Here is a 22,370-nt window from a genome sequence, read left to right as displayed (position 1 = left end):
CTTCTTAAGATTTGATTTTTTGCGGGCAGGCATTCTGCCTCTAACTAAATGTTAGTCGTCTTGTTCAGACAGCAGCAAATTTACCAGATTGCCGCATTCCACGGCGACAATGGCGGCATCGGTGGCTTTTTCCACGATACGGGCGTGCGCTTGTTCGTCGTTTTCGGTGGTGAGGATAGCGTTGGCAATCGGGATGTTGTAGTCCAAACCGACGCGGGTTACGGCGGCTCCGGATTCGTTGGCGACCAGCTCGAAATGGTAGGTTTCGCCGCGGATGATGGCGCCGATGGCAATCAGGGCGTCGAAGCGCTGCGAGCTGGCAAGGTTCATCAGCACAATCGGCACTTCCAATGCGCCGGGCACGGTGGCGAGGGTGATGTTGTCGGGCGACACGCCGAGTTCTTGCAGCTTTTTCACGGCCACGTCAACCATGGCGCTGCCTACTTCGTTGGTGAAGCGCGCCTGCACAATGCCGATGCGCAGGTCTTTGCCGTTGAGGTTCGGTTGGATGATGTTCATTGTTTTTCCTTGTTTTGAAAGGGGAATCAGATGTTTCAGACAGGCATTCGATTGGTATGCCTGTCTGAAAAAAGTTTATTCTTGGGGCTGCCAATCGGTTGCTGGAACAAAACGGCCTTCTTCGTCGGCTTCCCATGCGCCTGCGGTTTCTTGGAGAATCGGCAGCAGGGCGGGGCAGCGGTCGGTGATTTCGTTGATGCCGCACACGGTGAAGTTGTTGGGATTGTCGGTGTATTCGTCGGTTTCGTTGCCCCTGAAAAAGCGCCAGCCGCTGTCGTGTTCAAACACGGGGGCTTCGCGGTATGCAAAGCCAACCGGCTGTTTTTCTTCAGTGATGGTTTTGCTGGCAACGCAGCGTTCGAGTGCGGCGGAAAGGGCGTTGGCGAATTTGTTCATACGCGTTGAGGAAATGGTGCTGAAAAGGGCTTGATTTTATCATGCTTTGGGCGGTTTCGGCTTGAGCGAGCCCAGATAAATCGCCAACATGGTTAACGCTGCGCCGCTCCATTGCAGGCCGTTGATGGTTCTGCCGAGAAAGAAATAATCAATGAAAAGTGCGGCTACGGGTTCGCTCAAAAGCAGCAAACCGGTCAGCGCCAGCGGCAGCAGCGGCACGGCATAGGCAATCAGCCCCCATGCGAAACACTGCATCACCGCGCCGTAAATCAAAACCAAGCCGATATCGTGCAAGGTGGCGGGAAAGAGTGAGTCGGTATTGAATATCAGCGCGGGCGGCAACGCTGCCGCCATACCGCCCAAACTTACCAACATCATTAAAGCAAACAGCGGCGTGGGTTCGGTTTCGTGGGTTTTGCGTACATAAACCATAGATGCCGCCAGCATGGCACCCGATAAAATGCCGCTGATAAAGCCCCAGGCGGCATTGTGGTTGCGGCTGAATTCAGGGCTGCCGATCAAGGCTACACCGGTTATGGCGATAAACAGGCTGGCCAGCTGCAGTCTGCTTTGTTTTTCGCCAAACCGGAAAAAACCAATAGCGGCCAAAAAGAAAATCTGCAGGCTGTTGAGCAGGGTAGAAATGCCGGGGCCGACGGCATAAACGCTTTCATGCCAAAGCGAGAGGTCTATGCCGAGAAATGCACCGGCAACCAGCCCGTAGCACAGGGCTTTTTTCGATTGGGGCAGCCGCTGCCCGAATCTGCGGGCGAGCAGCCAGAAAATGATGCCGGCGATGCAGAGCCGCCAAAATGCGATGGCGTAAGCGCCCACGGGCACGGTTGCAACAATCACGCTGCCCATGCCGAATACGATGCTGCCTGTAACCAAGCCGGGTGCGGCGTATTTCTGCATATTCATAGCGAAAAAAATAAAAGTAATTTTTTGAAAAAAAATGCTGGTATAAGTAAAATAGAGCCAGTCGGAAAGCTTTTAGGGAATGCCTGTCTGAAAAAGCGTTCAGACAGGTATGGCCGAAAGCTAACATATCCGGCATAAATAAGCCACTACAGGGAAAGCGGCTCAAACATAGCGTATGCGTCATACCCGAATCAAGCCCTGCACGATATATTTGAGAAACTTAAGGAAAAATCATGACAATCCGTACCAAAATCTGCGGTTTTACCCACCCGGAAGATGCGCGCACGGCAGCCGAGCTGGGCGCGGATGCGGTGGGGCTGGTGTTTTTTGAAGGCAGCAAGCGGCATGTTTCGGTTGAACAGGCGCAGCAGATTGTGCGCGTGCTGCCGCCGTTTGTGAGCGTGGTGGCCTTGTTTGTGAACGAAACGGAAGCGCGCATCCGCCAAATTTTGACTGAAGTGCCGATAGACATGATTCAGTTTCACGGCGATGAGCCTGCCGAATTCTGCCGCTTGTTTGACCGCCCTTATCTGAAAGCCGTCCGCGTGCGCAATGCCGATGATATTGCGGCAGCGGCCGCAGCTTACCCCGATGCGCGCGCCGTGCTGTTTGACGCACACATCGAAGGCGAATACGGCGGCACGGGGCATAGCTTTGATTGGAAGATGCTGCCCGCCGGATTAGGCGGACATTGGATACTTTCCGGCGGCCTCAACCCTGAAAATATCAGCCGGGCGCTGCGTATCACAGGCGCTCGGGCGGTGGATGTGTCCAGCGGGGTCGAAAGCGCACCGGGGATTAAATCGCGTGAAAAAATGGCGGCTTTTTTAGAGGCGGTGCGGTCGGAAGTTGCTTGAAAACAGCCGATAGAATATACGGAAAGCGTTGATTGATAACATTTTGATAAAGGAGGTAAGCGGGCCGGCTTATGGGCATAAGAAATGCGGCTTGATAGAAACCAAATAAAACAAAGCGTACTGACACAATCTATGCTTTTTGTTTCATCAAAAGAAAAAATGGGAAACACAATAAAAAAAGGATAACAATAATGACTCAATACCAAACATGTAAAAGTTTGAACGTACCTTACAGCGACAGTATTTTTAAAGAATTCTATATGGAGGAATTGGAAAAAAACCCGCTCTACCGCCACCTGCTTACCGCTATGAAGGCGGAATCAAAATGGCCGCAGGAGGCATGGCGGGAGGCGCTGGGAGACCTGCATGATTATGAGTCGGTCTGTTTTCAAAAAGCGTTTGATCGCATGCAGGAGATTTGCGGCACAGAAAGCGACAGTGCGGTTAAGCTGAATGAATTTGTTTTTTACCGCAGCATGTTTTGATGTGTTCAGACAGGCCTGTCTGAATGTAGCGTTCGGTTTCTCCGGTTCGGAGGGAGAATGCACGGCAAAGCCCGCGTTTCCTTTATAATGCAGCCTGCGTTTTTTATAATACGCTCGTGATTGATTGTTTGACTGATTTAGGAACCCACCCGATGCAAAACTACCAAGCCCCGGATAACAAAGGATTTTTCGGCGAACATGGCGGCATATATGTTTCCGAAACCCTGATTCCCGCCTTGCAGGAATTGGCGCAGGCATACCAAGAAGCAAAAAACGATCCCGCATTTTGGGAAGCGTTCCGTGCCGATTTGAAACATTATGTCGGCCGACCCAGTCCGGTTTACCACGCACAACGCCTGTCTGAAAAGCTCGGCGGCGCGCAAATTTGGCTTAAACGCGAAGACCTCAACCACACCGGCGCGCATAAAGTGAACAACACCATCGGTCAGGCATTGCTGGCCAAGCGCATGGGCAAAAAACGCGTGATTGCCGAAACCGGCGCCGGCCAGCACGGCGTGGCGAGTGCCACGGTGGCCGCGCGTTTCGGCATGGAGTGCCACGTTTATATGGGCGCGGACGACATTCAGCGTCAAGCTCCGAACGTGTTCCGCATGAAGTTGCTGGGTGCCAATGTGGTGGGCGTGGACAGCGGCAGCTGCACTTTGAAAGACGCCATGAACGAAGCCATGCGCGAATGGGTGGCGCGGGTGGACGATACGTTCTACATCATCGGCACCGCCGCCGGCCCCGCGCCTTATCCCGAAATGGTGCGCGATTTCCAATGCGTGATCGGCAACGAAGCCAAAGAGCAGATGCTCGAAGCCATCGGCCGCCAGCCCGATGTGGCCGTGGCCTGCGTGGGCGGCGGTTCTAATGCCATCGGCTTGTTCCACCCCTATATCGGCGAAGAAAATGTGCGCCTGGTCGGCGTGGAAGCGGGCGGTAAAGGCGTGGATACAGACGAACATGCCGCGCCGATTACCAGCAAAGCCCCGATCGGCGTGTTACACGGTTTCCGCAGCTATCTGATGCAGGATGAAAACGGCCAAGTGGTCGGCACCCATTCCGTATCCGCCGGTTTGGATTACCCCGGCATCGGCCCCGAGCACAGCTATCTGGCCGACATCGGCCGCGTCGAATACCATGCTGCCAACGACGATGCCGCGCTGGAAGCCTTTGATTTGCTGTGCCAATACGAAGGCATTATCCCCGCTCTGGAATCCAGCCACGCGCTGGCGTGGGCGGTGGCCGAAGCGCCGAAAATGGGCAAAGACCAAGTGATACTGGTGAATTTGTCCGGCCGGGGCGATAAGGATATTAATACGGTGGCTAAGTTGAAAGGGATTGAGCTGTGATCAAATGCCTGTCTGAAAAGTTTCAGACAGGCATTTTTGTTATTTCAATTGTTTGCTTTTAAACTTAAGCACATCCGTCATACTCGGGCTTGACCCGAGTATGACGAAACCACGACAAAAATAAAGTTTATTGGCAATATGTAAAATGCCTGTCTGAAACTTTTTCAGACAGGCATTGTGTTTGCTGCAGGGCTATTCCAATGCGTCGTTTAACCTTTGCTCAATCGCATCGGCATCAAACGATTTGGCAATCAGTTCGAAGCGGCTGTCGCGGCGCCATGAAACTTGGTTGGCTCCCCATTGCCCGTCAACCCAGTTGAGCCAAACCCAAGTGCCGAGTACGCGGAACACGCCTTTGGCACGCACGAGGCCTTCGGTCATTTTGGGCAGGTCGTTGAAAAAATTGGTGAGTTTTTCGCCGTCGAAATCGCGGTCGGCGGGGAAAGTGAAGCCTTGTGATTGGAAACCCATGGTGTTGTCCGGCAGGGCTTTGATGCGGTAGCGCGATTTTTCGACCACGGGAATGTCGAGCCAGGCGATGTCCATTTGCGCGTTGTCCACTTCAACCACTTTGGCTTTGGGCGGAAACAGTTTGGCCGCCTGCTCGCGGAATGCCGCCATTTGTTCGGGTGTGCACAAATCGGTTTTGCTGGCGACCAGCACGTCACATACGCCGATTTGGTCTTTGTAAAGCGCCTGTTGGGCGTAATCGGGGTCGGTAAACTGACGCGGGTCAACTACGGTAAACACGGCGCCGATTTCGAGCATTTGGTCGAAAGGCGGGGCTTTGAGCTCGTCGATTACAGTGGCGGCGTGCGCGAGGCCGCTGGCTTCGATCAGGATGCGGTCGGGTTTGTTGCCGGTAACCATGCGGTTGATGGTGTTGCCCATCTGCGGGCCGGCCACGCAGCAGAGGCAGCCGCCGGCGATTTCCGCTACGGGGATGCCGTTGTCGCTTAACACGGCGCCATCGATGCCGATTTCGCCGAATTCGTTCACCAGAATCACCCATTTTTCATCAGGATTTTTTTGTGCCATCAGGCTTTTGAGGGCAGTGGTTTTGCCAGTGCCGAGAAAGCCCGAAATAAGGTGGACTTTGGCTTTTTTTATTTTTGACATTGTTTGCATATTCCTGTGAGTACCACATGTTCTTCTTTTACGGCAAAGCCGCTGGCGGCCACGGCTTTTTGCAGTGCGGCCCATTCTTTGCTGAGCGATTGCTCGTCAACCGCGCCGCATTCGGTGCACACCAAAATGAAGGCGCTATGGTGCGGATTGATTGAATCTTCATGGCAATGGCTGCTGCATTCGTGTTGCGCGTGGCTGCATAAAACATAGCCGTTTACGGCAGCTACTTTGTGCAACACGCCTTGCTCCACCCAGAAATCGAGCGCGCGGTAGGCGGTGGGCGGGGCCACGGGTGTGTCGCTTTGCTGCTGCATCAGCGATAAAACGGTGTAGGCTTTGATCACGCCGCTTTGCTGTAAAACCAAGTCGAGCACTTGCTCGCGCAACGCGGTAACTTGGGCGCCGGTTTCGCGGCAGCGGTTGAGGATTTTTTGTTTTTGGTTCATCCGTTTGCTTTCTGCAGGCCTGAATAATCATGAACGAGGGTGTTTCATTATAACCGGATGCCTGTCTGAAAGGTATTTTCAGACAGGCATCCGGTAAAGGCAATCCGTCAGCCGCGGGTTACCGGCAGCGGGCCGAATGCTTGCGCCACGGGCATGATTTCGATGGAATTCACGTTCATATGCTTCGGGTTGTTGTAGAGCCAGAAGGCGGTGTTCGCGATGTCTTGCGGGCTGATGAATTGTACGTTTTCGTAGAGCTTCTGCGCGCGCTCGTTGTCACCTTTGAAGCGGACGTTGGAAAACTCGGTGTCGCCGCACAAGCCCGGCTCGACATTGCTCACGCGCACGCCGGTGCCTTGCAGATCGGCGCGCAGGTTGAGGGAAAACTGGCGCACAAACGCTTTGGTGGCGCCGTAAACATTGCCGCCGGGATAGGGATAGGTGCCGGCGATAGAGCCGATATTAATGATGTAGCCGTCTTTGCGTGCCACCATTTGCGGCAGCACTTGGCGGGTTAAGTAGGTTAGGCCGATAACATTGGTTTGAATCATGGTCTGCCAGTCGTTGAAATCGGCTTCGGGGGCGAAATCCAAACCCAGCGCCAAACCGGCATTGTTAATGAGGCAGTCGATTTCGGCAAAATCTTCGGGCAGGCTTTGCAGGGCGGCATCAATGGAAGCGGTGTCGGCCATGTCCATTTGCAGCGGGTGGAAACCCGCGCCCAATGTTTTTTGCAAATCTTGCAGCTTATCCAAACGCCGCGCTGCGCCGATGACTTTGAAGCCCGCCCGAACAAAGGTTTCGCACATTGCTTTGCCGAAACCGGCCGATGCGCCTGTGATTAAAACAGCCATGATTTTCTCCTTTTTCTTAACGTGTTTTCAGGTATTATACGCAAGCTGAAAAATTATTCTAAGTATTTAAAAGGAACGCAAAATGAATTTCAAATTATTACCTGCATTGGCCGTCGGTGTTTTCTTGTTGGCCGGTTGCGGCGGCAGCGGGGAGGGCGTAGGCGCGAAAGGGCCGGTTTCGGAATCGCGCACCGCGGCGTTTAAAAGCATGATGCCTGAATATCTGAGCATGGGTAAAGTGGTAAAAGGCGAGGAAGATTTTGATGCGGCAAAATTCCAAGCGAACGCCGCCACGTTTGCACAAAACGCACGCAAGCCTTTCGAGCACTTTCAAAATGATCCGGAAGGCAACGGCTACACGCTGCCTGCTGTGTGGGAAAAACCTGCCGAATTCAAAGCGGAAGAGGAAAAATTCATTGCCGCGGTGGACGAGTTAAATGCGAAAGCGCAAAGCGGCGATTTTGAAGCCATCAAAGCAGCTTATGCGAAAACCGGGGAAAGCTGCAAATCCTGTCACAGCGTGTTTAGAAGCAATTAAACATAATGCCTGTCTGAAAAATTTCAGACAGGCATTATGTTTAAGCTGCTAGTATTAAAATACCTTGTCTAAAAGGAGCAAACGCATGAACAGAATCCGTAATTATTCACTTTTGCTGCTGGGTTTGGCCGCATGGCCGGCATGGGCGGATGGTATGGGTGCGGCCGAAGAGGATACTTGGATAGACCGTCAGCGCGGTTCGGTGCAGAGCGGCATACGCGGCTTGGCGCATAATATGGACGGTTGGTTCGGCACGCCCGATCCAAACCGCCCTGCCAGTGCAAACTTGCGGGTGATGCTGGATACGGAATGGAACAAATACGATGATTTTTCCGTGAAGCCTCGTGTGCGCGGGCGTGTGAGATTGCCGGTGTTGGAGCAGCGCCTGAATGTGATATTCGGTGACGATTCGCTGGATGACGAGCCGCAGCAAAATGCGCATGTTTACAGCGAACAGCCGCGTCATTCAAGCAAAACGTTCGACCGCCGCCAAAGCAGGGACGATAACGCATCACTGGCTTTGCGCTGGTCGGATTTAACCAAGCGTTTGGGTATAGAAACCGATTTTGATCTGGGTGTGCGCTCCGGCAACGATATCTACGCGCGTGCTAAGTTGGGCAAGGAATGGGTGCTGAATCCCAAGCTGGATACCCGTGTCGAACAAATCTACCGCTACGGGCTGGACAGCAAACATCATGCGCGTACCAACTGGGAAATACGCCACGGAGAGGAAAACAAGCCTTTTATCGCCAATCAATTGCACGTGCAGTATGAGCACGATCACGAAGAGCTGTGGACTTGGGGCAACAGTCTTTACCGCCAGCATGATTTGGAAGGGATGAGGCGGTTGAACTACGGCATTTATACGGGAGGGGATATCAAAAACCGCAAAGCCAAACTCAATAGCTATGGCCCGTTTGCCGGCTGGCGCCAACCGGTTTGGAAAGACTGGCTGTTTATGCAAACCGAGGTTAATTATCTAAACGATAAAAAGCAAGACCGCAGCCATCATGTGGGCGCGTTATTGCGGTTTGAGGCTTTGTTTTAGCGGTGTATAGCGAATCAACTTAAAAATAGTACACTCGTCATACTCGGGCTTGACCCGAGTATCTTGAGTTTCAGTAACTTTAGGAGATACTCGGGTCAAGCCCGAGTATGACGGTGTTGTTATTATGTAAGTTGGTTGGCTATAACGATATGAATGCCTGTCTGAAAGCGTTTTCAGACAGGCATCGTTTATGGGGAGTGCTTGAAAGCGATTTGCCGGTTGCACAGTAATGCCTGTCTGAAAAAGCGCTTTTCAGACAGGCATATTCAAGCGGTTAGGGTTAGCGTTTGGTGCCGCTGAGGCAGGCCCAGCCGTTGTCGATTTGGGCGGGGGCGATGTCGAACCATTGGCTGTAAATGCCGCTCATTTCTTCTACTTGTTCTTCCAAAATGCCGGATAACACGATGCGTCCGCCTGTTTTGGTGCGCGAAGCCAGCATGTCGCCGAGCATACGCAGCGGGTTGGCAAGGATGTTGGCAATCACGATATCGAAGCTGCCTTCGAGCAACTCGTCGGGCAGGTAAAATGCGGCGGCCGTTTCGTTTTGAACGGCGTTTTCTTTGCTGGCGAGAATGGCTTGTTCGTCAATGTCCACGCCGGTTGCGCTGCCTGCGCCGAGCTTGAGGGCGGCAATGGCCAAAATGCCGGAGCCGCAGCCGTAATCCAACACAGATTCTCCGCCTTTCAGGTTGGTGTCCAGCCATTGCAGGCAAAGGCGGGTGGTGGGGTGGCTGCCGGTGCCGAATGCGAGGCCGGGGTCAAGCTGGAGGTTGACAGCGTTGGTATCCGGTGCTGCGTGCCATGAGGGGGTAATCCACAGGCGGTCGGAAATTTTGATGGGGTCGAACTGGGATTGTGTGAGGCGTACCCAGTCTTGCTCGGGCAGTAACTCGGATTCGAATGCAGGCGGCTCGATATTGATGGCTTGTGATGCGGCGGCCAGAATGTTTGAAACATTGTCTTGTTTGTTGAATAGGGCGATGATTTTGCTGCGCTGCCATATTTGGCCGGTGGGCATACCCGGCTCGCCGAAGATTGCTTCTTCCTTTTCGGTGTCTGCGTAGGCGTCTTCGATGGCGGTGGAAAGCGCGCCGTGCTCCATCAGGGCATCGGAAAGGGGCTCGGCGATGCGTTCGTGTACGAAAATGGTGATTTGTTGGTATGCCATGAGATGTGTCCGGGGTGTTTATGTTGCCTGTATTTTAACCTATATGGTTGTGAAACTTAATATCCCGAAGCGCCGGCCGTAAACTGCCTGATTCATAACCGTTTGCTGCGGTTTTGAGGCTGTGGTGTTTATAGGCACCGGCTCCGGGTGGTTTTCAGACAGGCATTGGGTTATTTGCAGCGGTACCAGATGCGTTTTCTCCAAGTGGGCTTGGGGGTGTGGTCGAGAAATAGTTCGACCAGTTTGCCGTTTTTCAGCTCTAAGCTGATATTGCGGCGGAACACGCGTTCCGTATCGAGCAGGTCGCCGTTTTCGTCGGTGTCGAAACCGGATTGGATGTAGCGCGCCGTGCCTTTGATGATGGCGGGGGTGCGGAGGGTGTAGCGCAGGCGGTCGACTTCTTCGCCGGCTTCCCAATAACTGTATGTCATGGTGTTTTTGCGGACGGTTAATGTAACCGCGGTGTCGATATCGGGCATCTTGCAATATTCGCGGGCTTTTTTGGCGGTGGGTTTGCCTTCCCAGTTGGTCACCCATTGGCCGCGGAATGCAGCGGGAATATCTTGGGCATGGGCGGCGGCACCGGCCAGCGATAAGAATGTGCAGAAAAGTAATGTAAGTGAGCGCTTCATAAGTGTGTTTTCGTGGTTTCAGACGGGCATATATTGTGATGGCTTTGGGTATGGATGCCTGTCTGAAAAATGTAAAGCCCGCCTAAGCGGGCTTAGGCGGGTTGGGTTTTTAGGATTTTTTGCCTTTGTGTTCGGCCATCCATTGCTCAAGGTAATGGATGCTGACGCCGCCTTTTTGGAAGCCTGCGTCCATAAACAGGTCGCGGTGCAGGGCGGTGTTGGTTTTGATGCCGGTAATGGCCAGTTCGTCCAATGCAACCAGCATTTTGGCGATGGCTTGTTCGCGGGTTTTACCCAACACGCAAACTTTACCGATCAAGCTGTCATAATTGGGCGGAATGCGGTAGCCCTGATAAATGTGGCTGTCGATGCGCACCCCAAAACCGCCGGGCAGGTGACAGCTTTCAATCAGGCCGGGGCTGGGGATGAATGTGTACGGATCTTCCGCATTGATACGGCATTCAAAGGCATGGCCTTTGATTTGAACATCTTTCTGCGTGTATTGCAAAGGAAGGCCGGCGGCGATACGCAGCTGTTCCTGCACGATGTCGATGCCGGTTACCAGCTCGGTTACAGGGTGTTCAACCTGCACGCGGGTGTTCATTTCGATAAAGAAAAATTCGCCGTCTTCATATAGGAATTCAAACGTACCGGCGCCGCGGTAGCCGATGCGTTTGCATGCGGCCACGCATGCTTCGCCGATTTTTTCGCGCTCGGCTTGGGTAATGCCGGGAGCGGGCGCTTCTTCGATCACTTTTTGGTGACGGCGCTGCATGGAGCAGTCGCGCTCGCCCAAGTAAATGGCATTTCCGTGTTCGTCGGCCAAAACCTGGATTTCAACGTGGCGCGGTTTTTGCAGATAGCGCTCCATGTAAACCATGGGGTTGCCGAATGCTGCACCGGCCTCGGTGCGGGTCATTTCCACGGATTTGAGCAGGTCTTCTTTTTTCTCGACCACGCGCATACCGCGTCCGCCGCCGCCGCCGGAGGCTTTAATGATGACTGGGAAACCCACTTTATCGGCGATTTTCAGAATTTCTTTATCATCTTCGGGCAACGCACCGTCGGAGCCGGGAACGCAAGGCACGCCGGCTTCAATCATGGCGTGTTTGGCAGACACTTTGTCGCCCATCAAACGGATGGTTTCGGGGCGCGGGCCGATAAAGGTGAAGCCTGAACGCTCCACTTGTTCGGCGAAACGGTCGTTTTCGGCCAGAAAACCGTAACCCGGGTGGATGCCGTCGGCGCCGGTTACTTCGGCCGCAGAAATCAGGGCGGGGATATTCAGATAGCTTTGAGGGGAAGGTGCGGGGCCGATGCAGACGGATTCGTCGGCCAGTTTGACATGCAGGCTGTCTTTATCGGCTTCGGAATGCACGGCTACGGTGGCGATGCCCAGTTCGCGGCAGGCGCGCAATACGCGCAGTGCGATTTCGCCGCGGTTGGCAATCAATACTTTTTTCAGCATGAATAATTCCTTCGGAAGATAGGTATTTGCACGGGCAAATAGATATGCTGTGAGAATGTTTCAGACAGGCATGATGCCTGTCTGAAAAGAATCTTATTCGATGACAAACAATGGTTCGCCGTATTCCACGGGCTGGCCGTTTTCAACCAGAATGGCTTTAATCACGCCGGATTTTTCGGCTTCGATTTCGTTCATCAGCTTCATGGCTTCGATGATACAGAGTGTGTCGCCTTCTTTCACGCTTTGACCGACTTCCACAAAAGGCGGGGAAGAAGGGCTTGGCGCGCGGTAAAAAGTGCCGACCATAGGCGATTTTTGTGCGTTTGCCGAATCGGCGGCCGGAGCGGGAGCAGCTGCTGCCGGAGCGGCAACGGGTGCGGGCGCGGCAGGCGCTGCGGCGGCGACGTGGTGAACAGGTGCTGCGTAAACAGGTTGTGCAGTGGTAGAGCGGGTAATGCGAACTTTTTCCTCGCCTTCGGTTACTTCAATTTCGGCGATACCTGACTCTTCAACTAAATCAATTAGTTTTTTCAGTTTGCGTAAGTCCATTTTTTATCCTTAGATCGTAATAGATAGGGTTTGCTGTTGCTTGGAGAAAGCAGCAATGAGAAATTTTGAACGGTAGGTTTTTGATATAACCGGTTGTTTGATTAAAAATCTATTTTCTATATTTTGCTGTTAAATGTCCAGCAAAATATAGAAAAATACGCATATTTTCTGTGAAAAAGCATTTTCGTTGCGATTTTATTCATTTTTTGAAAGAGTGTGGAAAGCCGCTCAGATTGTTGTTAAACGGTATAGGCGCGTGGTTTCCCGGCTTCTGGCGAAAGCAAGCGGATCATGCGGGTTTTTCGCTTTATTGTGGCCGGGTTGGGTGCAGATTGTGCCGGCGATCTGCAAACCGGCATGGCTGATGATTTGGGCCAATTCATCAGAGGTCCGCAGGCCCAAATACTCGGCTAAGTCGGACATAATCAGCCATGCTTCGCCCGATTCGTTTAGATGCTTTGCAACGCCGTTTAAAAAACCTTTCAGCATGGCGCTTTCGGGGTCGTAGAGCGCGGTTTCAACGGCAGAAGAGGGTTTTGCGGGCAGCCAGGGCGGATTGCATACGATTAAATCGGCTTTGCCGGGCGGGAATAAATCGGTTTGCTGTAAAACCACTTTTTCAGACAGGCCTAAGCGTTTGAGGTTGGCATGTGCGCAAGCGATGGCGCGCGGGTTGGTGTCGGTGGCGGTAACGGCCGGAACACCGCGTCGGGCGAGTAAAGCGGCAATCACGCCGCTGCCGGTGCCGATGTCGAAAGCAGTGCGGCAGTTTGGCGGCAGAGGGGCTTGGGCGATTAAGTCGAGATATTCGCCGCGGAGAGGGGAAAATACACCGAACGGAACGTGAATGTGTGCACCTAATGCGGCAATGTCTACCCCTTTTTTATGCCATTCGTGGGCGCCGATAAAGCCGAGTAATTGGTTGAGCGGAAGCAGGAAAGAGCGGGTGTTTTCTTCGCCGTACACTTCCAAAAGTGCGGCGTGTATATCGGGTGCGCGTGACAGTTTGAGCGTGAAGCCGGGCTGGACTTCAACCGCCAGCATATTGATCAGGCGTGCTTGTTGTGCCTGCTGCATGCGGTGTGTGTGGAAGATTTCCGCCGGGTGCTTGGATTGGTTTGCGGCTTTGGCGGCAGGTTTGCGCAGGCGTTTTTTGATGGCGGCCAGCACTTGTTTGGCATTGTGGAAATCGCCCTGCCAGAGCGTTGCGGTGTTGGCATAAGCGCGCTTTAACACGGCGTCTGCGCTGCATTCTTGAACGCTGACAATAGCTTGCGGCGCTTTTTGCGTGCTTTCCGTGCGCCATTCGATAGCAGACGCTTGTGGATTGGGTGGGGGTGCGGGGTGTGGCATGAGGCGGCTTTGAAAAGAGATGGAAAGAGTATATCTCAATGAAGGCCGCATGCAAAAGAAAGTTGGCAGGTTCGTTGTTGTTCCATTGCGGCATGCCTTTCTGAAAAAATAATTAGACAATATGTATAAAAATTTTATCTAAAAACATGAAATTTTATAAAAATTAAATAAAGTGATTGCTGTTTTGTCTAATTTGCGTATAATCGGCAACAACAAACCACGATGATATTAGACAGGTATAACCATGCAGCTGGACATCGACCGACTAATCGCTTACTTCGGCGGCGTGAACGCGCTGGCTGAGGCCTTAAAAAAACACGACCCCGACAATGCGGCCAGCACCGCCGCAATATATAAATGGCGCACACGCGGCTCGATGCCGCTCAATCAGCTACAAAAGCTGAGTGCGTTGGCCGAAGCACAAGGCCGCCCGCTTGATTTGAATGCATTTATGAACCAACAAACCACACTGGAGAAACCCGCTATGCCAACCCATAACCGCATCATTATTTTCGATACCACACTGCGCGACGGCGAGCAGTCGCCCGGCGCTGCGATGACCAAAGAGGAAAAACTGCGTGTCGCGCGCCAACTTGAAAAATTGGGTGTGGACGTGATTGAGGCGGGTTTTGCGGCAGCCAGCCCGGGCGATTTTGAAGCCGTTAACGAAATCGCCAAAACGCTCACCCGCGCGACCGTGTGTACGCTGGCACGTGCGGTGGAAAACGATATCCGTAAAGCAGGTGAAGCCATCGCTCCCGCGAAAAACCGCCGTATCCATACCTTCATTGCCACCAGCCCGATCCATATGGAATACAAGCTGAAGATGAAGCCGCAAAAGGTGATTGAAGCAGCGGTGAAAGCCGTAAAAATCGCCAAAGAATACACGGACGATGTGGAGTTTTCATGTGAAGACGCATTGCGTTCGGAAATCGACTTTCTGGCGGAAATCTGCGGCGCGGTAATTGAAGCAGGCGCCACCACCATCAATATTCCCGATACCGTAGGCTATTCAGTGCCACACCGAACCGAAGCTTTTTTCCGCGAATTGATTGCAAAAACACCGGGCAGCGACAAAGTAGTATGGTCGGCACACTGCCATAACGACTTGGGTTTGGCCGTAGCCAATTCGCTGGCTGCCGTGTTGGGCGGTGCGCGCCAAGTGGAGTGTACGGTAAACGGCTTGGGTGAGCGCGCAGGCAATGCTTCTATTGAAGAAATCGTGATGGCGCTGAAAACCCGCCATGATGTGTTCGGCTTTGAAACCGGTATCGACACCACGCAGATTGTGCCCGCGTCGAAACTGGTTTCCACCATTACCGGCTACCCCGTGCAGCCGAATAAAGCGATTGTGGGCGCCAATGCTTTCGCCCATGAATCAGGCATCCACCAAGACGGCGTGTTGAAGCACCGCGAAACCTACGAAATTATGTCGGCCGAATCCGTAGGCTGGGCAGCCAACCGCTTGAGCTTGGGCAAACTTTCCGGCCGCAATGCGTTTAAAACTAAGTTGGCCGATTTGGGTATCCAGCTTGAAAGCGAAGAAGCTTTGAATGCCGCGTTTGCCCGCTTTAAAGAGTTGGCCGACAAAAAACGCGAAATTTTCGATGAAGATTTACACGCACTGGTGTCGGACGAATTGGCAGGCATGGCGGAAAGCTACAAATTCATTTCGCAACGCATCTCAACCGAAACCGGCGAAGAGCCGCGCGCTGAAATCACGTTTAGCGTAAAAGGCGAGGAAAAACATGCTTCCGCCACCGGTTCCGGCCCGGTTGATGCGATTTTCAAAGCGATTGAAAGCATCGTTCAAAGCGGCGCGAACTTGCAGCTTTATTCTGTGAATGCGGTAACGCAGGGCACGGAAAGCCAAGGGGAAACAGCTGTGCGCCTTGCACGCGGCAACCGTGTGGCCAACGGGCAGGGTGCCGATACCGATGTGTTGGTGGCAACCGCCAAAGCGTATCTTTCCGCTTTGAGCAAATTGGAAAGTGCCGAACGGATTAAAGCACAAGGTGTGATCTAAGATTTAACCGGCTGATAAACAATGCCTGTCTGAAAAAGTTTTAGTTTCGCAGTAACCCGCGTTGCTTGTTTTCAGACAGGCATTTTCATATTCCTACCACTCACGCTAATGCTCGGGCGTGGGGTAGGTATCTCTTTAATCTTACGGCCATGCATAATGGGCAGAGATGCCAGGTTTGTGTTGAATAATTGGCTTTTCCTACGATACGTTTAATTTTTTTCTTTGGGCGGTGCGGGTCTTGCGGTGGAGAGTGAACCGCATTCGCCGCTTATCGGGTCTGTAATCACGCAGAAACTGACTTCGGCATAAATAAAGCCGCCGTTTTTATGCAAGGCTTTGGTGCGGGTGGCTTTACCTCCGTGTTTGGTTTTTCCAGTGGTAATCGCGGCATGAAAACCACGCCAATGTGGGGCGCGCAGGTGTTCCGGGATAATAATGTCGAGGCTTTGCCCCAATGCTTCTTCCCGAGTAAAGCCAAACAGGTTTTCCGATGCCTTGTTCCATACACGGATAATGCCTTGTTTATCTGCATAAATTGCGGAATCTGTCATCTGCTCGATCATGGCTTGATAGGGAAGATGGTTCATGGTCTGGCTCCTTTGGTGATGTTTTATGTGCTTTATTATAACGAGGTGGTTGAAAGGCTTAATATCCTACTGAATGTTCACTTTTCGGTTTTATATTTATGGTGAAATGCTTAATTCGTTAAGGCAGTGGAACTGAACTTTTCTTAAAGTTATGTACTGTATTTAACCATGTTGTATGAAAAGTTCAGTTTCATAGCCACGCTATTTTTGGTACGGTATTGGGAATTAGGATAGATGAATATTTGAATGGTTTGAATAGAAGAAGGCTGTTTGAAAACGGGCAATTTGGGTTACTGCGAAGCTAAAACCGATTTCAAATAGCCTTTTATGCGTTTAATAATGCGGTTATCTATGTTGTTTGTTGTTTAAATATCATAATGAAAATTATCAATATATTGATTTAAAGGATAATAATTTTGTTAATTACTATAAATTTTGCATCAGTTAAGTGTTTATTTTTGTAAAAATTAGTTTTGAGAAAAAGCACTTAAATTGTGCCACTTCTTAGTAGTTTAAGCCTTTGGAAATTTTTTGCTTGAAAAGTATTTGTTAACAAAAGTTACCTGCCTGAAAAAAGGAAACTTTTTTGTTAGAAACCGACTAATTTAGTACAATGACATATAACAATGACATATTAAAGTAAAACATAATTATTGATTTAATATCGAATATATTTAAATGTGGCATTTGTTCAAAGTCATTGCAGCTTGTTTATATAACTTTATTCAATACAGCTTAAGCAGCTAGGAGGCGGGAGTGAAAAGAACTTATCTGTTGCTGTGTGTATTGGTGATACCGGTTACTGCTTCAGCTTTCGGTCTTGGCGGGTTGAGTGATATTTTAACTGGGAAAACTAGAGCCAATGTTGCGGTAGGTATATTAGACAATAGTTCGATAGATGCTGAGGCAGAAGCTTCAAACGGAGGTATGGCTTCGGCGGGTGGTGTGATTGCTGATCAGAATACTAAAAATAAAGCTGCCCGTATTAATGTGTCTGCAGGAATATTGAGAAATACTGACATTAAAGCTCGGGCAAGAGCCAATGGGCGCAATAGCAAAGCTTTGGCCGGTGGTATTATCGCAGGGACCGAATAAGAACGATAGTTTGATTTTGTATAGTTTGTAAGAATTAAATGGTTTGGGATAAACCCAGCTGTTTATAGCAGGCAATGGTAAAACCCCTCTTTATTGTAACTATTGCATGCCTCCTTGGCGGAAAACAATTCCGTTAATCCTTAAATTAATAGAGTTTAGGAGTTTTAATTATGAAAAAAGTTTCTGCATTGTTTTTGGCATTGATGGTTTCAGCAGGTGTTCATGCTGATGGCCTTGGTGAAGCAGTTAATGCGGTGAGCAAAGCTTTGGATAAAAATGTTTCTGTCAATGCCGGTGTAGGTGTTGTGAATGATAACGCTAAAATTGATGCTGAAGCAAATGCTCAAGACGGAGGTTTGGCTAATGCCGGTGGTGTGGTAGCCAGCCAAAAAGTAGGTCAAGGTTTCGTTGCTGTGAACGCAGGCGTAGGCGTGTTTAACGGCGGAACAGTTAAAGCCAAAGCTAACTCAACAGGCAAGGGCAGTGTAGCCAATGCTGGTGGTGTGGTGGCTTCACAACATTAAGATTTTGGCTTTTGTCTGAATCAATAATGGTAGGTTATGCCCTATGCCATTAAGATTGTAAGCGTGGGCAGTAGCCCACGCTTTAGATATTTCCGGTTTGTTTAATCGGATAAATAAGTATTTCGGTTTATTTAATATATACAAAGGAGTGTGGCTGATGGATAAGAGAGTAATGCTGTTTGCATTTTGCTTGGTTGCCATGCATGCTGGTGCCAATCCTTTAACTGACTTTATTCAGAATGAATCGCTTAAGTGGGTTAATAAGATAGACGGCAATGTTGCGACAGGGCGATTGGATAACAGCAGTATTAATGCCACGGCTATTGCGGACGGAGAAAATTCTTATGCTGCGGCAGGTGGTGTAATTAGTCATAATAGTAATAAAGGTATTAAAAACGGTAAAAAGCGGGCGGAAGTGAAGCTTGAAGGTGCCCAGATAAATGCTCATGCGGAGGCTTCAAACGGAAACAAGGCATTTGCCGGTGCTTATGTGAATAAATAAATATTCGAACAATGCTGAAGGGCAATATTGTGTGTGCTTGAAAAAGCAGAACAATTTCTAACTTTAAAACAGGAGTTTTAAGACATGTCCAAACGTCAATTAGTGCTTGCTTTTAGCGGCGTATTTCTGGCAGCGTCTGTTTCCCATGCAGCGCCGAATTCTATTACCGATAAAGGTTCGGTTTCTGAAAGAAAACCGGTTTCCGAAAACAAGGGCGCGTTGAAACAAGAAAAAATCGAGGTGCGCAATTTGAAGGGCGGTAAGCTGATTCAAAACGGCAATCAAGTGATTTTGCAGGGTGGCACTATTGTCGGTAAATCCGGTGATAAAGAGCCTTTGATTCAAATTGAAAATCCACTCAACAAGCAGATCATTATCCGCGACACTCGCATCATTACCGATGGTGTAACCCAATCGGCCAAAGGAGATAGTGCGGGTATTGTGGTGATTGAAAACGGCAATAAAAAAGGCAATTCGAGAGTGAAAATGCAGAATGTGCGTGTTACTTCGCGTAACAGCAATATTAAGGCCACAGCAGTTGCCTCAAATGGCGGCAAAGCATGTGCTGGCGTGGTATGCACCGGCTTTGATGATGATGATGAAAGCAATATTATTGTTGATGTTAAAGGACGCAACACATTCAAGGCGATCGCAAAATGACGGAATCAATGAAAACAAAAATGAAAACGGCTGTCTTGCTCTTGACTACGCTGTTCGCAGGGGCATGTTCTACACTGGATTTGAAATATACGCGCAATTACTACAATAGTGAAAGCAAACGTGCCAAAGTACAGGCCATGGCCGAGCAGCGCTCCCAGCAGATTAGCGATCATCAAACTCTTTACGGCAAAAAGTTGGAATGTTTGCGTGATATGCATGCTGATTTTTTCGACACTGTCCGTCAGACTGCGCTTCAGTCAGGCGTAACAACGGGCAGTGGTTATTTCCGCATGGCGGTGGCACCATTCAGGGATAAAACCGGTAAGGTTTTCGATGCCAATTCAACAGCGATTTCGGATATGGTAATGGATGCGGTGTCGCATTTCCGCCATTTTGATTTGGTGGAGACGCCCCTGTTTCCCGATACCTTGATTGAATCGCGAAATAATTTCCTGCATCCGAATTATGTGTTGCCCGGCGGTATTGTGCAAAACTTTTCCTCTACTATGACTTCGTTACAACATGTGCCGACCGGAGTAAATTTCCCTTCCAATTATTATATTGCCGGCGCTTTGACTCAGTATGACGAAGAAGGGGTATTGCCTAATAATCATAATCTCGGTATCGATATTTACCAATACCAGTATTCACGCGATGTTCAAGCGCTTACGGTAACGGTCAATATGCGTCTCATTGATTCTTGGACGGGCACGGTAATGCGCGTGAACGGTACCAACGAGCTGGCTACAGTAAGCCTGACCAATACGTTTTATGCTATGAAAAACACGCAAAATTTCTTCCGTTTGATAGGCGAGAAAGACTACGGTATAGATTACACTGCTAAGGTGGCCGACCCGAAAATGGCGGCTGTGAAAGAAATGGTTGATAAGGGCGTGTACCAGTTGCTGGATAAATTTCTCAAACCCTATAAAACAAGCGAACAAAGTTGTTAGGGAGTTAGATTATGCTTAAAAAAATAACAATAATTTCATTGCTGATTGGTATGTTATCGGCTGTTTCGCCGGTATACGCGGAAATTTTTATCGTTAATAATCCTGATCCGAATATCGGGGGGAGGGCATCTCAGGGTGGCCAGCAGGCCGTTCAGCTTCAGATGCCGCAAATTTCGCTCTCGAATATTGATGCTAACAGAATCGCGCTATTGCAGCGTTACCAGTATGCGCAACGTGTTCCCGCGATCAACCGCCGTCAGCAAAACCTGCAAATGATGTCTATGCAGATTGCCAGCTGGATGCAGCATGGCGCTCCTGAGCGAAGTGTAACCAGTGTGCGCGAAGCGTTGAAGCAAATGAATTCGGAGATACAGCAGTCCATGGCATCTTTGGAAGCCGGGCTTGAGTTACCTGAATTGCAACAGCTTTACAGCATAGAGGAACAAAATGCACGTACTGTTCGGGATTTGAATAACAAATTGAATAAAGTGCGTGTCATTGCACGGCCGGGTGGTTCTGCTTCCGGAAGCGTAATGCAACCGGCGGTTTCTACCGAGAGAAATACGGAGGAGAAACCGGTTTTCACACCTCAATCAGAATAGTTTCAACTGATTGCAATGCCTGTCTGAACAGTTTTCAGACAGGCATTATCTGTTTTCAGTGCTTGGGAGGCTAGGTATGTTAAAATACCCGCCTCAAAATTTTTCGAAGTAAAAGGATTTTTATATGGCAGGCCACAGTAAATGGGCGAATATCCAGCATAAAAAAGCGCGCCAGGATGCGAAGCGCGGCAAGATTTTCACGCGATTGATTAAAGAAATTACCGTTGCCGCGCGCTTGGGCGGCGGCGATCCTGCTTCCAACCCGCGTTTGCGTTTGGCGATGGACAAGGCTTGGGATGCGAATATGCCGAAAGATAACGTGCAGCGTGCGATTGATAAGGGCACGGGCAATGTGGAAGGCGCGGATTATGTGGAGCTGCGCTATGAAGGCTACGGTATCGGCGGTGCGGCTTTGATGGTGGATTGCCTGACCGATAACAAAACGCGCACGGTGGCCGATGTGCGCCATGCGTTCAATAAAAACGGCGGCAATTTGGGCACTGACGGCTGCGTGGCGTTTCAATTCGAGCATCAGGGCTATTTGGTGTTTACCAATGCGGATGAAGATGCGCTGATGGAAGCGGCTTTGGAAGCGGGCGCGGAAGATGTGATTGTGGACGACGAAGGCGTGATCGAAGTGATTACGGCGCCGGCGGACTGGGCGCAAGTGAAAACCACGTTGGAAGAGGCCGGTTTTAAATCGGAAGACGGCGATGTCACCATGCGCGCGCAAAACGATACCGTGCTCACGGGCGAAGATGCCGAGAAAATGCAGAAGCTGATTGATGCGCTGGAAGATTTGGATGACGTGCAAAACGTGTACACCTCCGCCGTGTTGCAGTTTGAAGCGTAAAGATAGTATTGGATAGTGTGAACGGCTGCGCTGTGAAGGCTTACTTAACCGGCGTGGCCGTTTCTTTTTCAGACAGGCATAATATGTCGGAACTCATTGATTTAATAAAGCATGAGGCGCCGGGCGTGGTGGGCGAAACGCTGGATTTTTTGCTGTATGAATGCAGTGTGGAAGATGCGCCGGCAGCGCAAGAGGTGGCACAATGGCGCGATATTTTGCATGCGCGCGGCGGTAAATTTGTGCGGCTGGCGGGTATCTGCCAAACTTGGTTGGACGAAGAATGTTGAAAAACCTACCTTTCAATAAATATACGGTGTTTGCGCTGGTGTGGTTTGCCGTGTGCTGGTTCGGTATTTTGAAGGAAAGCTCGGGCTCGGCGCCGCCGTTTCCCCATTTTGACAAAGCCGCCCACTGCGGCATGTTTTTTGCGCTCATTTGGCTGATGGCACGCAGCTTTTTGGAAGCGCGCCGCCGCCCGCCTTACGTGGCACTGTTGGTTTTTGCGCTGGTGTTTGCGCTAAGCAGCGAGCTGGCGCAGCTTTGGTTTACCCAAACTCGTTCGGCGGAATGGGCGGACGGTTTGGCCGATATGCTGGGCACGGGTTTGGCTTTGCTGTTGGCGCGCAATGTGGCGGCGATAAAGGATATATAGTTAATCAACTTAAAAATAGTACGCTCGTCATACTCGGGCTTGACCCGAGTATCTCTTAAACCTATTGGAACTCAAAATACTCGGGTCAAGCCCGAGTATGACGGTATCGTTATTATGTAAGTGGATTGACTATAGATTAAGGTTTGATGCATATCCGGATCGACATCATGCCTGTCTGAAAATGATTTTTCAGACAGGC

At 50.5% G+C, this 22,370-nt stretch carries 28 protein-coding genes; 16 read left to right on the top strand and 12 right to left on the bottom strand.

Annotated elements, in window-relative coordinates; translation table 11 throughout:
* Positions 1 to 51 precede the first annotated feature (51 nt).
* From ribH to HMPREF9370_RS09870, 3 genes are all read right to left on the bottom strand, one after another.
* A complete protein-coding gene (ribH, locus tag HMPREF9370_RS09880) occupies positions 52 to 519 on the bottom strand; it encodes a 6,7-dimethyl-8-ribityllumazine synthase (protein WP_009117353.1) in 468 nt (155 codons plus the stop codon).
* A 75-nt stretch (positions 520 to 594) separates the two neighbouring features.
* Positions 595 to 915 (bottom strand): DUF2185 domain-containing protein, encoded by a 321-nt coding sequence (locus HMPREF9370_RS09875; RefSeq protein ID WP_009117352.1) that lies wholly within the window; start codon positions 913 to 915, stop codon positions 595 to 597.
* Between the two features lie 39 nt (positions 916 to 954).
* Positions 955 to 1,836 (bottom strand): DMT family transporter, encoded by an 882-nt coding sequence (locus HMPREF9370_RS09870; protein ID WP_009117351.1) that lies wholly within the window; start codon positions 1,834 to 1,836, stop codon positions 955 to 957.
* Between the two features lie 233 nt (positions 1,837 to 2,069).
* Here HMPREF9370_RS09870 and HMPREF9370_RS09865 point away from each other — a divergent pair, with 233 nt between their 5' ends.
* The 3 genes from HMPREF9370_RS09865 (at position 2,070) to trpB (ending at position 4,533) form a co-directional block, all read left to right on the top strand.
* Positions 2,070 to 2,693, top strand: coding sequence for a phosphoribosylanthranilate isomerase (locus HMPREF9370_RS09865; protein ID WP_009117350.1), 624 nt, complete (start codon positions 2,070 to 2,072; stop codon positions 2,691 to 2,693).
* Positions 2,694 to 2,884: 191 nt separating this feature from the next.
* A complete protein-coding gene (locus HMPREF9370_RS09860) occupies positions 2,885 to 3,178 on the top strand; it encodes a hypothetical protein (protein ID WP_009117349.1) in 294 nt (97 codons plus the stop codon).
* Between the two features lie 152 nt (positions 3,179 to 3,330).
* Positions 3,331 to 4,533 carry a tryptophan synthase subunit beta gene (trpB, locus tag HMPREF9370_RS09855; protein WP_009117348.1) on the top strand — a complete coding sequence of 401 codons (1,203 nt, stop codon included), beginning with the start codon at positions 3,331 to 3,333 and terminating at the stop codon, positions 4,531 to 4,533.
* A 192-nt stretch (positions 4,534 to 4,725) separates the two neighbouring features.
* On the opposite strand, the gene HMPREF9370_RS09850 is transcribed toward trpB, so the two are convergent.
* The 3 genes from HMPREF9370_RS09850 to HMPREF9370_RS09840 all read right to left on the bottom strand — a co-directional run bounded on the left by HMPREF9370_RS09850 (position 4,726) and on the right by HMPREF9370_RS09840 (position 6,961).
* The gene (locus HMPREF9370_RS09850) at positions 4,726 to 5,652 is read right to left on the bottom strand and encodes a CobW family GTP-binding protein (RefSeq protein WP_009117347.1); all 927 of its coding nucleotides are present in this window, start codon (positions 5,650 to 5,652) and stop codon (positions 4,726 to 4,728) included.
* Positions 5,640 to 6,107 (bottom strand): Fur family transcriptional regulator, encoded by a 468-nt coding sequence (locus tag HMPREF9370_RS09845; protein ID WP_009117346.1) that lies wholly within the window; start codon positions 6,105 to 6,107, stop codon positions 5,640 to 5,642. The genes HMPREF9370_RS09850 and HMPREF9370_RS09845 overlap by 13 nt, the downstream gene beginning before the upstream one ends.
* Positions 6,108 to 6,214: 107 nt before the next feature.
* Entirely contained in the window at positions 6,215 to 6,961 is a 747-nt protein-coding gene (locus HMPREF9370_RS09840) for an SDR family oxidoreductase (protein ID WP_009117345.1), read from the bottom strand.
* An 82-nt stretch (positions 6,962 to 7,043) separates the two neighbouring features.
* On the opposite strand from HMPREF9370_RS09840, the gene HMPREF9370_RS09835 reads away from it, so the two are divergent.
* The 3 genes from HMPREF9370_RS09835 (at position 7,044) to HMPREF9370_RS12525 (ending at position 8,777) form a co-directional block, all read left to right on the top strand.
* Positions 7,044 to 7,499, top strand: coding sequence for a c-type cytochrome (locus HMPREF9370_RS09835; protein WP_009117344.1), 456 nt, complete (start codon positions 7,044 to 7,046; stop codon positions 7,497 to 7,499).
* Between the two features lie 85 nt (positions 7,500 to 7,584).
* Complete coding sequence (locus tag HMPREF9370_RS09830) at positions 7,585 to 8,547, top strand: hypothetical protein (protein ID WP_009117343.1); 963 nt, start codon at positions 7,585 to 7,587, stop codon at positions 8,545 to 8,547.
* A gap of 107 nt (positions 8,548 to 8,654) precedes the next feature.
* Positions 8,655 to 8,777 (top strand): hypothetical protein, encoded by a 123-nt coding sequence (locus tag HMPREF9370_RS12525; RefSeq protein WP_009117342.1) that lies wholly within the window; start codon positions 8,655 to 8,657, stop codon positions 8,775 to 8,777.
* Between the two features lie 50 nt (positions 8,778 to 8,827).
* Here the strand turns inward: HMPREF9370_RS12525 and prmA are convergent, their stop codons facing one another.
* The 5 genes from prmA to HMPREF9370_RS09805 all read right to left on the bottom strand — a co-directional run bounded on the left by prmA (position 8,828) and on the right by HMPREF9370_RS09805 (position 13,717).
* Positions 8,828 to 9,715, bottom strand: a complete 888-nt coding sequence (gene prmA, locus HMPREF9370_RS09825; protein WP_009117341.1) for a 50S ribosomal protein L11 methyltransferase — start codon at positions 9,713 to 9,715, stop codon at positions 8,828 to 8,830.
* Positions 9,716 to 9,885: 170 nt separating this feature from the next.
* A complete protein-coding gene (locus HMPREF9370_RS09820; protein WP_009117339.1) occupies positions 9,886 to 10,347 on the bottom strand; it encodes an invasion associated locus B family protein in 462 nt (153 codons plus the stop codon).
* 109 nt (positions 10,348 to 10,456) lie between these two features.
* Positions 10,457 to 11,815, bottom strand: a complete 1,359-nt coding sequence (gene accC / locus HMPREF9370_RS09815) for an acetyl-CoA carboxylase biotin carboxylase subunit (protein ID WP_009117338.1) — start codon at positions 11,813 to 11,815, stop codon at positions 10,457 to 10,459.
* A 93-nt stretch (positions 11,816 to 11,908) separates the two neighbouring features.
* Positions 11,909 to 12,364 carry an acetyl-CoA carboxylase biotin carboxyl carrier protein gene (gene accB, locus HMPREF9370_RS09810; protein ID WP_009117337.1) on the bottom strand — a complete coding sequence of 152 codons (456 nt, stop codon included), beginning with the start codon at positions 12,362 to 12,364 and terminating at the stop codon, positions 11,909 to 11,911.
* 228 nt (positions 12,365 to 12,592) lie between these two features.
* Positions 12,593 to 13,717: a methyltransferase gene (locus HMPREF9370_RS09805; RefSeq protein ID WP_009117336.1), complete on the bottom strand. Its 1,125-nt coding sequence runs from the start codon at positions 13,715 to 13,717 to the stop codon at positions 12,593 to 12,595.
* Between the two features lie 244 nt (positions 13,718 to 13,961).
* Here HMPREF9370_RS09805 and HMPREF9370_RS09800 point away from each other — a divergent pair, with 244 nt between their 5' ends.
* On the top strand, positions 13,962 to 15,743 hold the full coding sequence (locus tag HMPREF9370_RS09800) for a 2-isopropylmalate synthase (RefSeq protein WP_009117335.1): 1,782 nt from the start codon (positions 13,962 to 13,964) through the stop codon (positions 15,741 to 15,743).
* Between the two features lie 209 nt (positions 15,744 to 15,952).
* Here HMPREF9370_RS09800 and HMPREF9370_RS09795 read toward each other — a convergent pair whose 3' ends face one another.
* Positions 15,953 to 16,330 (bottom strand): PAS domain-containing protein, encoded by a 378-nt coding sequence (locus tag HMPREF9370_RS09795; RefSeq protein WP_009117334.1) that lies wholly within the window; start codon positions 16,328 to 16,330, stop codon positions 15,953 to 15,955.
* Between the two features lie 756 nt (positions 16,331 to 17,086).
* Between HMPREF9370_RS09795 and HMPREF9370_RS09790 the strand changes: the two genes are divergently transcribed.
* The 9 genes from HMPREF9370_RS09790 to HMPREF9370_RS09750 all read left to right on the top strand — a co-directional run bounded on the left by HMPREF9370_RS09790 (position 17,087) and on the right by HMPREF9370_RS09750 (position 22,171).
* Positions 17,087 to 17,425, top strand: a complete 339-nt coding sequence (locus HMPREF9370_RS09790; protein ID WP_040667155.1) for a hypothetical protein — start codon at positions 17,087 to 17,089, stop codon at positions 17,423 to 17,425.
* Positions 17,426 to 17,595: 170 nt separating this feature from the next.
* Positions 17,596 to 17,949 (top strand): hypothetical protein, encoded by a 354-nt coding sequence (locus tag HMPREF9370_RS09785; RefSeq protein WP_009117331.1) that lies wholly within the window; start codon positions 17,596 to 17,598, stop codon positions 17,947 to 17,949.
* A 157-nt stretch (positions 17,950 to 18,106) separates the two neighbouring features.
* Positions 18,107 to 18,451, top strand: coding sequence for a hypothetical protein (locus tag HMPREF9370_RS09780; RefSeq protein ID WP_009117329.1), 345 nt, complete (start codon positions 18,107 to 18,109; stop codon positions 18,449 to 18,451).
* Between the two features lie 84 nt (positions 18,452 to 18,535).
* Positions 18,536 to 19,111 carry a hypothetical protein gene (locus HMPREF9370_RS09775; RefSeq protein WP_009117328.1) on the top strand — a complete coding sequence of 192 codons (576 nt, stop codon included), beginning with the start codon at positions 18,536 to 18,538 and terminating at the stop codon, positions 19,109 to 19,111.
* 20 nt (positions 19,112 to 19,131) lie between these two features.
* A complete protein-coding gene (locus tag HMPREF9370_RS09770; protein WP_244963446.1) occupies positions 19,132 to 20,064 on the top strand; it encodes a CsgG/HfaB family protein in 933 nt (310 codons plus the stop codon).
* 11 nt (positions 20,065 to 20,075) lie between these two features.
* Positions 20,076 to 20,666, top strand: coding sequence for a hypothetical protein (locus tag HMPREF9370_RS09765; RefSeq protein WP_009117326.1), 591 nt, complete (start codon positions 20,076 to 20,078; stop codon positions 20,664 to 20,666).
* 124 nt (positions 20,667 to 20,790) lie between these two features.
* Positions 20,791 to 21,519, top strand: a complete 729-nt coding sequence (locus HMPREF9370_RS09760; RefSeq protein WP_009117325.1) for a YebC/PmpR family DNA-binding transcriptional regulator — start codon at positions 20,791 to 20,793, stop codon at positions 21,517 to 21,519.
* An 83-nt stretch (positions 21,520 to 21,602) separates the two neighbouring features.
* Positions 21,603 to 21,806 carry a hypothetical protein gene (locus HMPREF9370_RS09755; RefSeq protein ID WP_009117324.1) on the top strand — a complete coding sequence of 68 codons (204 nt, stop codon included), beginning with the start codon at positions 21,603 to 21,605 and terminating at the stop codon, positions 21,804 to 21,806.
* Entirely contained in the window at positions 21,800 to 22,171 is a 372-nt protein-coding gene (locus HMPREF9370_RS09750) for a VanZ family protein (protein ID WP_009117323.1), read from the top strand. Before HMPREF9370_RS09755 ends, HMPREF9370_RS09750 begins: the two co-directional genes overlap by 7 nt.
* Positions 22,172 to 22,370 lie beyond the last annotated feature (199 nt).

The organism is Neisseria wadsworthii 9715, from assembly GCF_000227765.1.
In the GTDB taxonomy this organism is placed as follows: Bacteria; Pseudomonadota; Gammaproteobacteria; order Burkholderiales; family Neisseriaceae; genus Neisseria; species Neisseria wadsworthii.
Note: the sequence above shows the minus strand (reverse complement) of the source record. Positions and strands in the feature narration are given on the sequence as shown.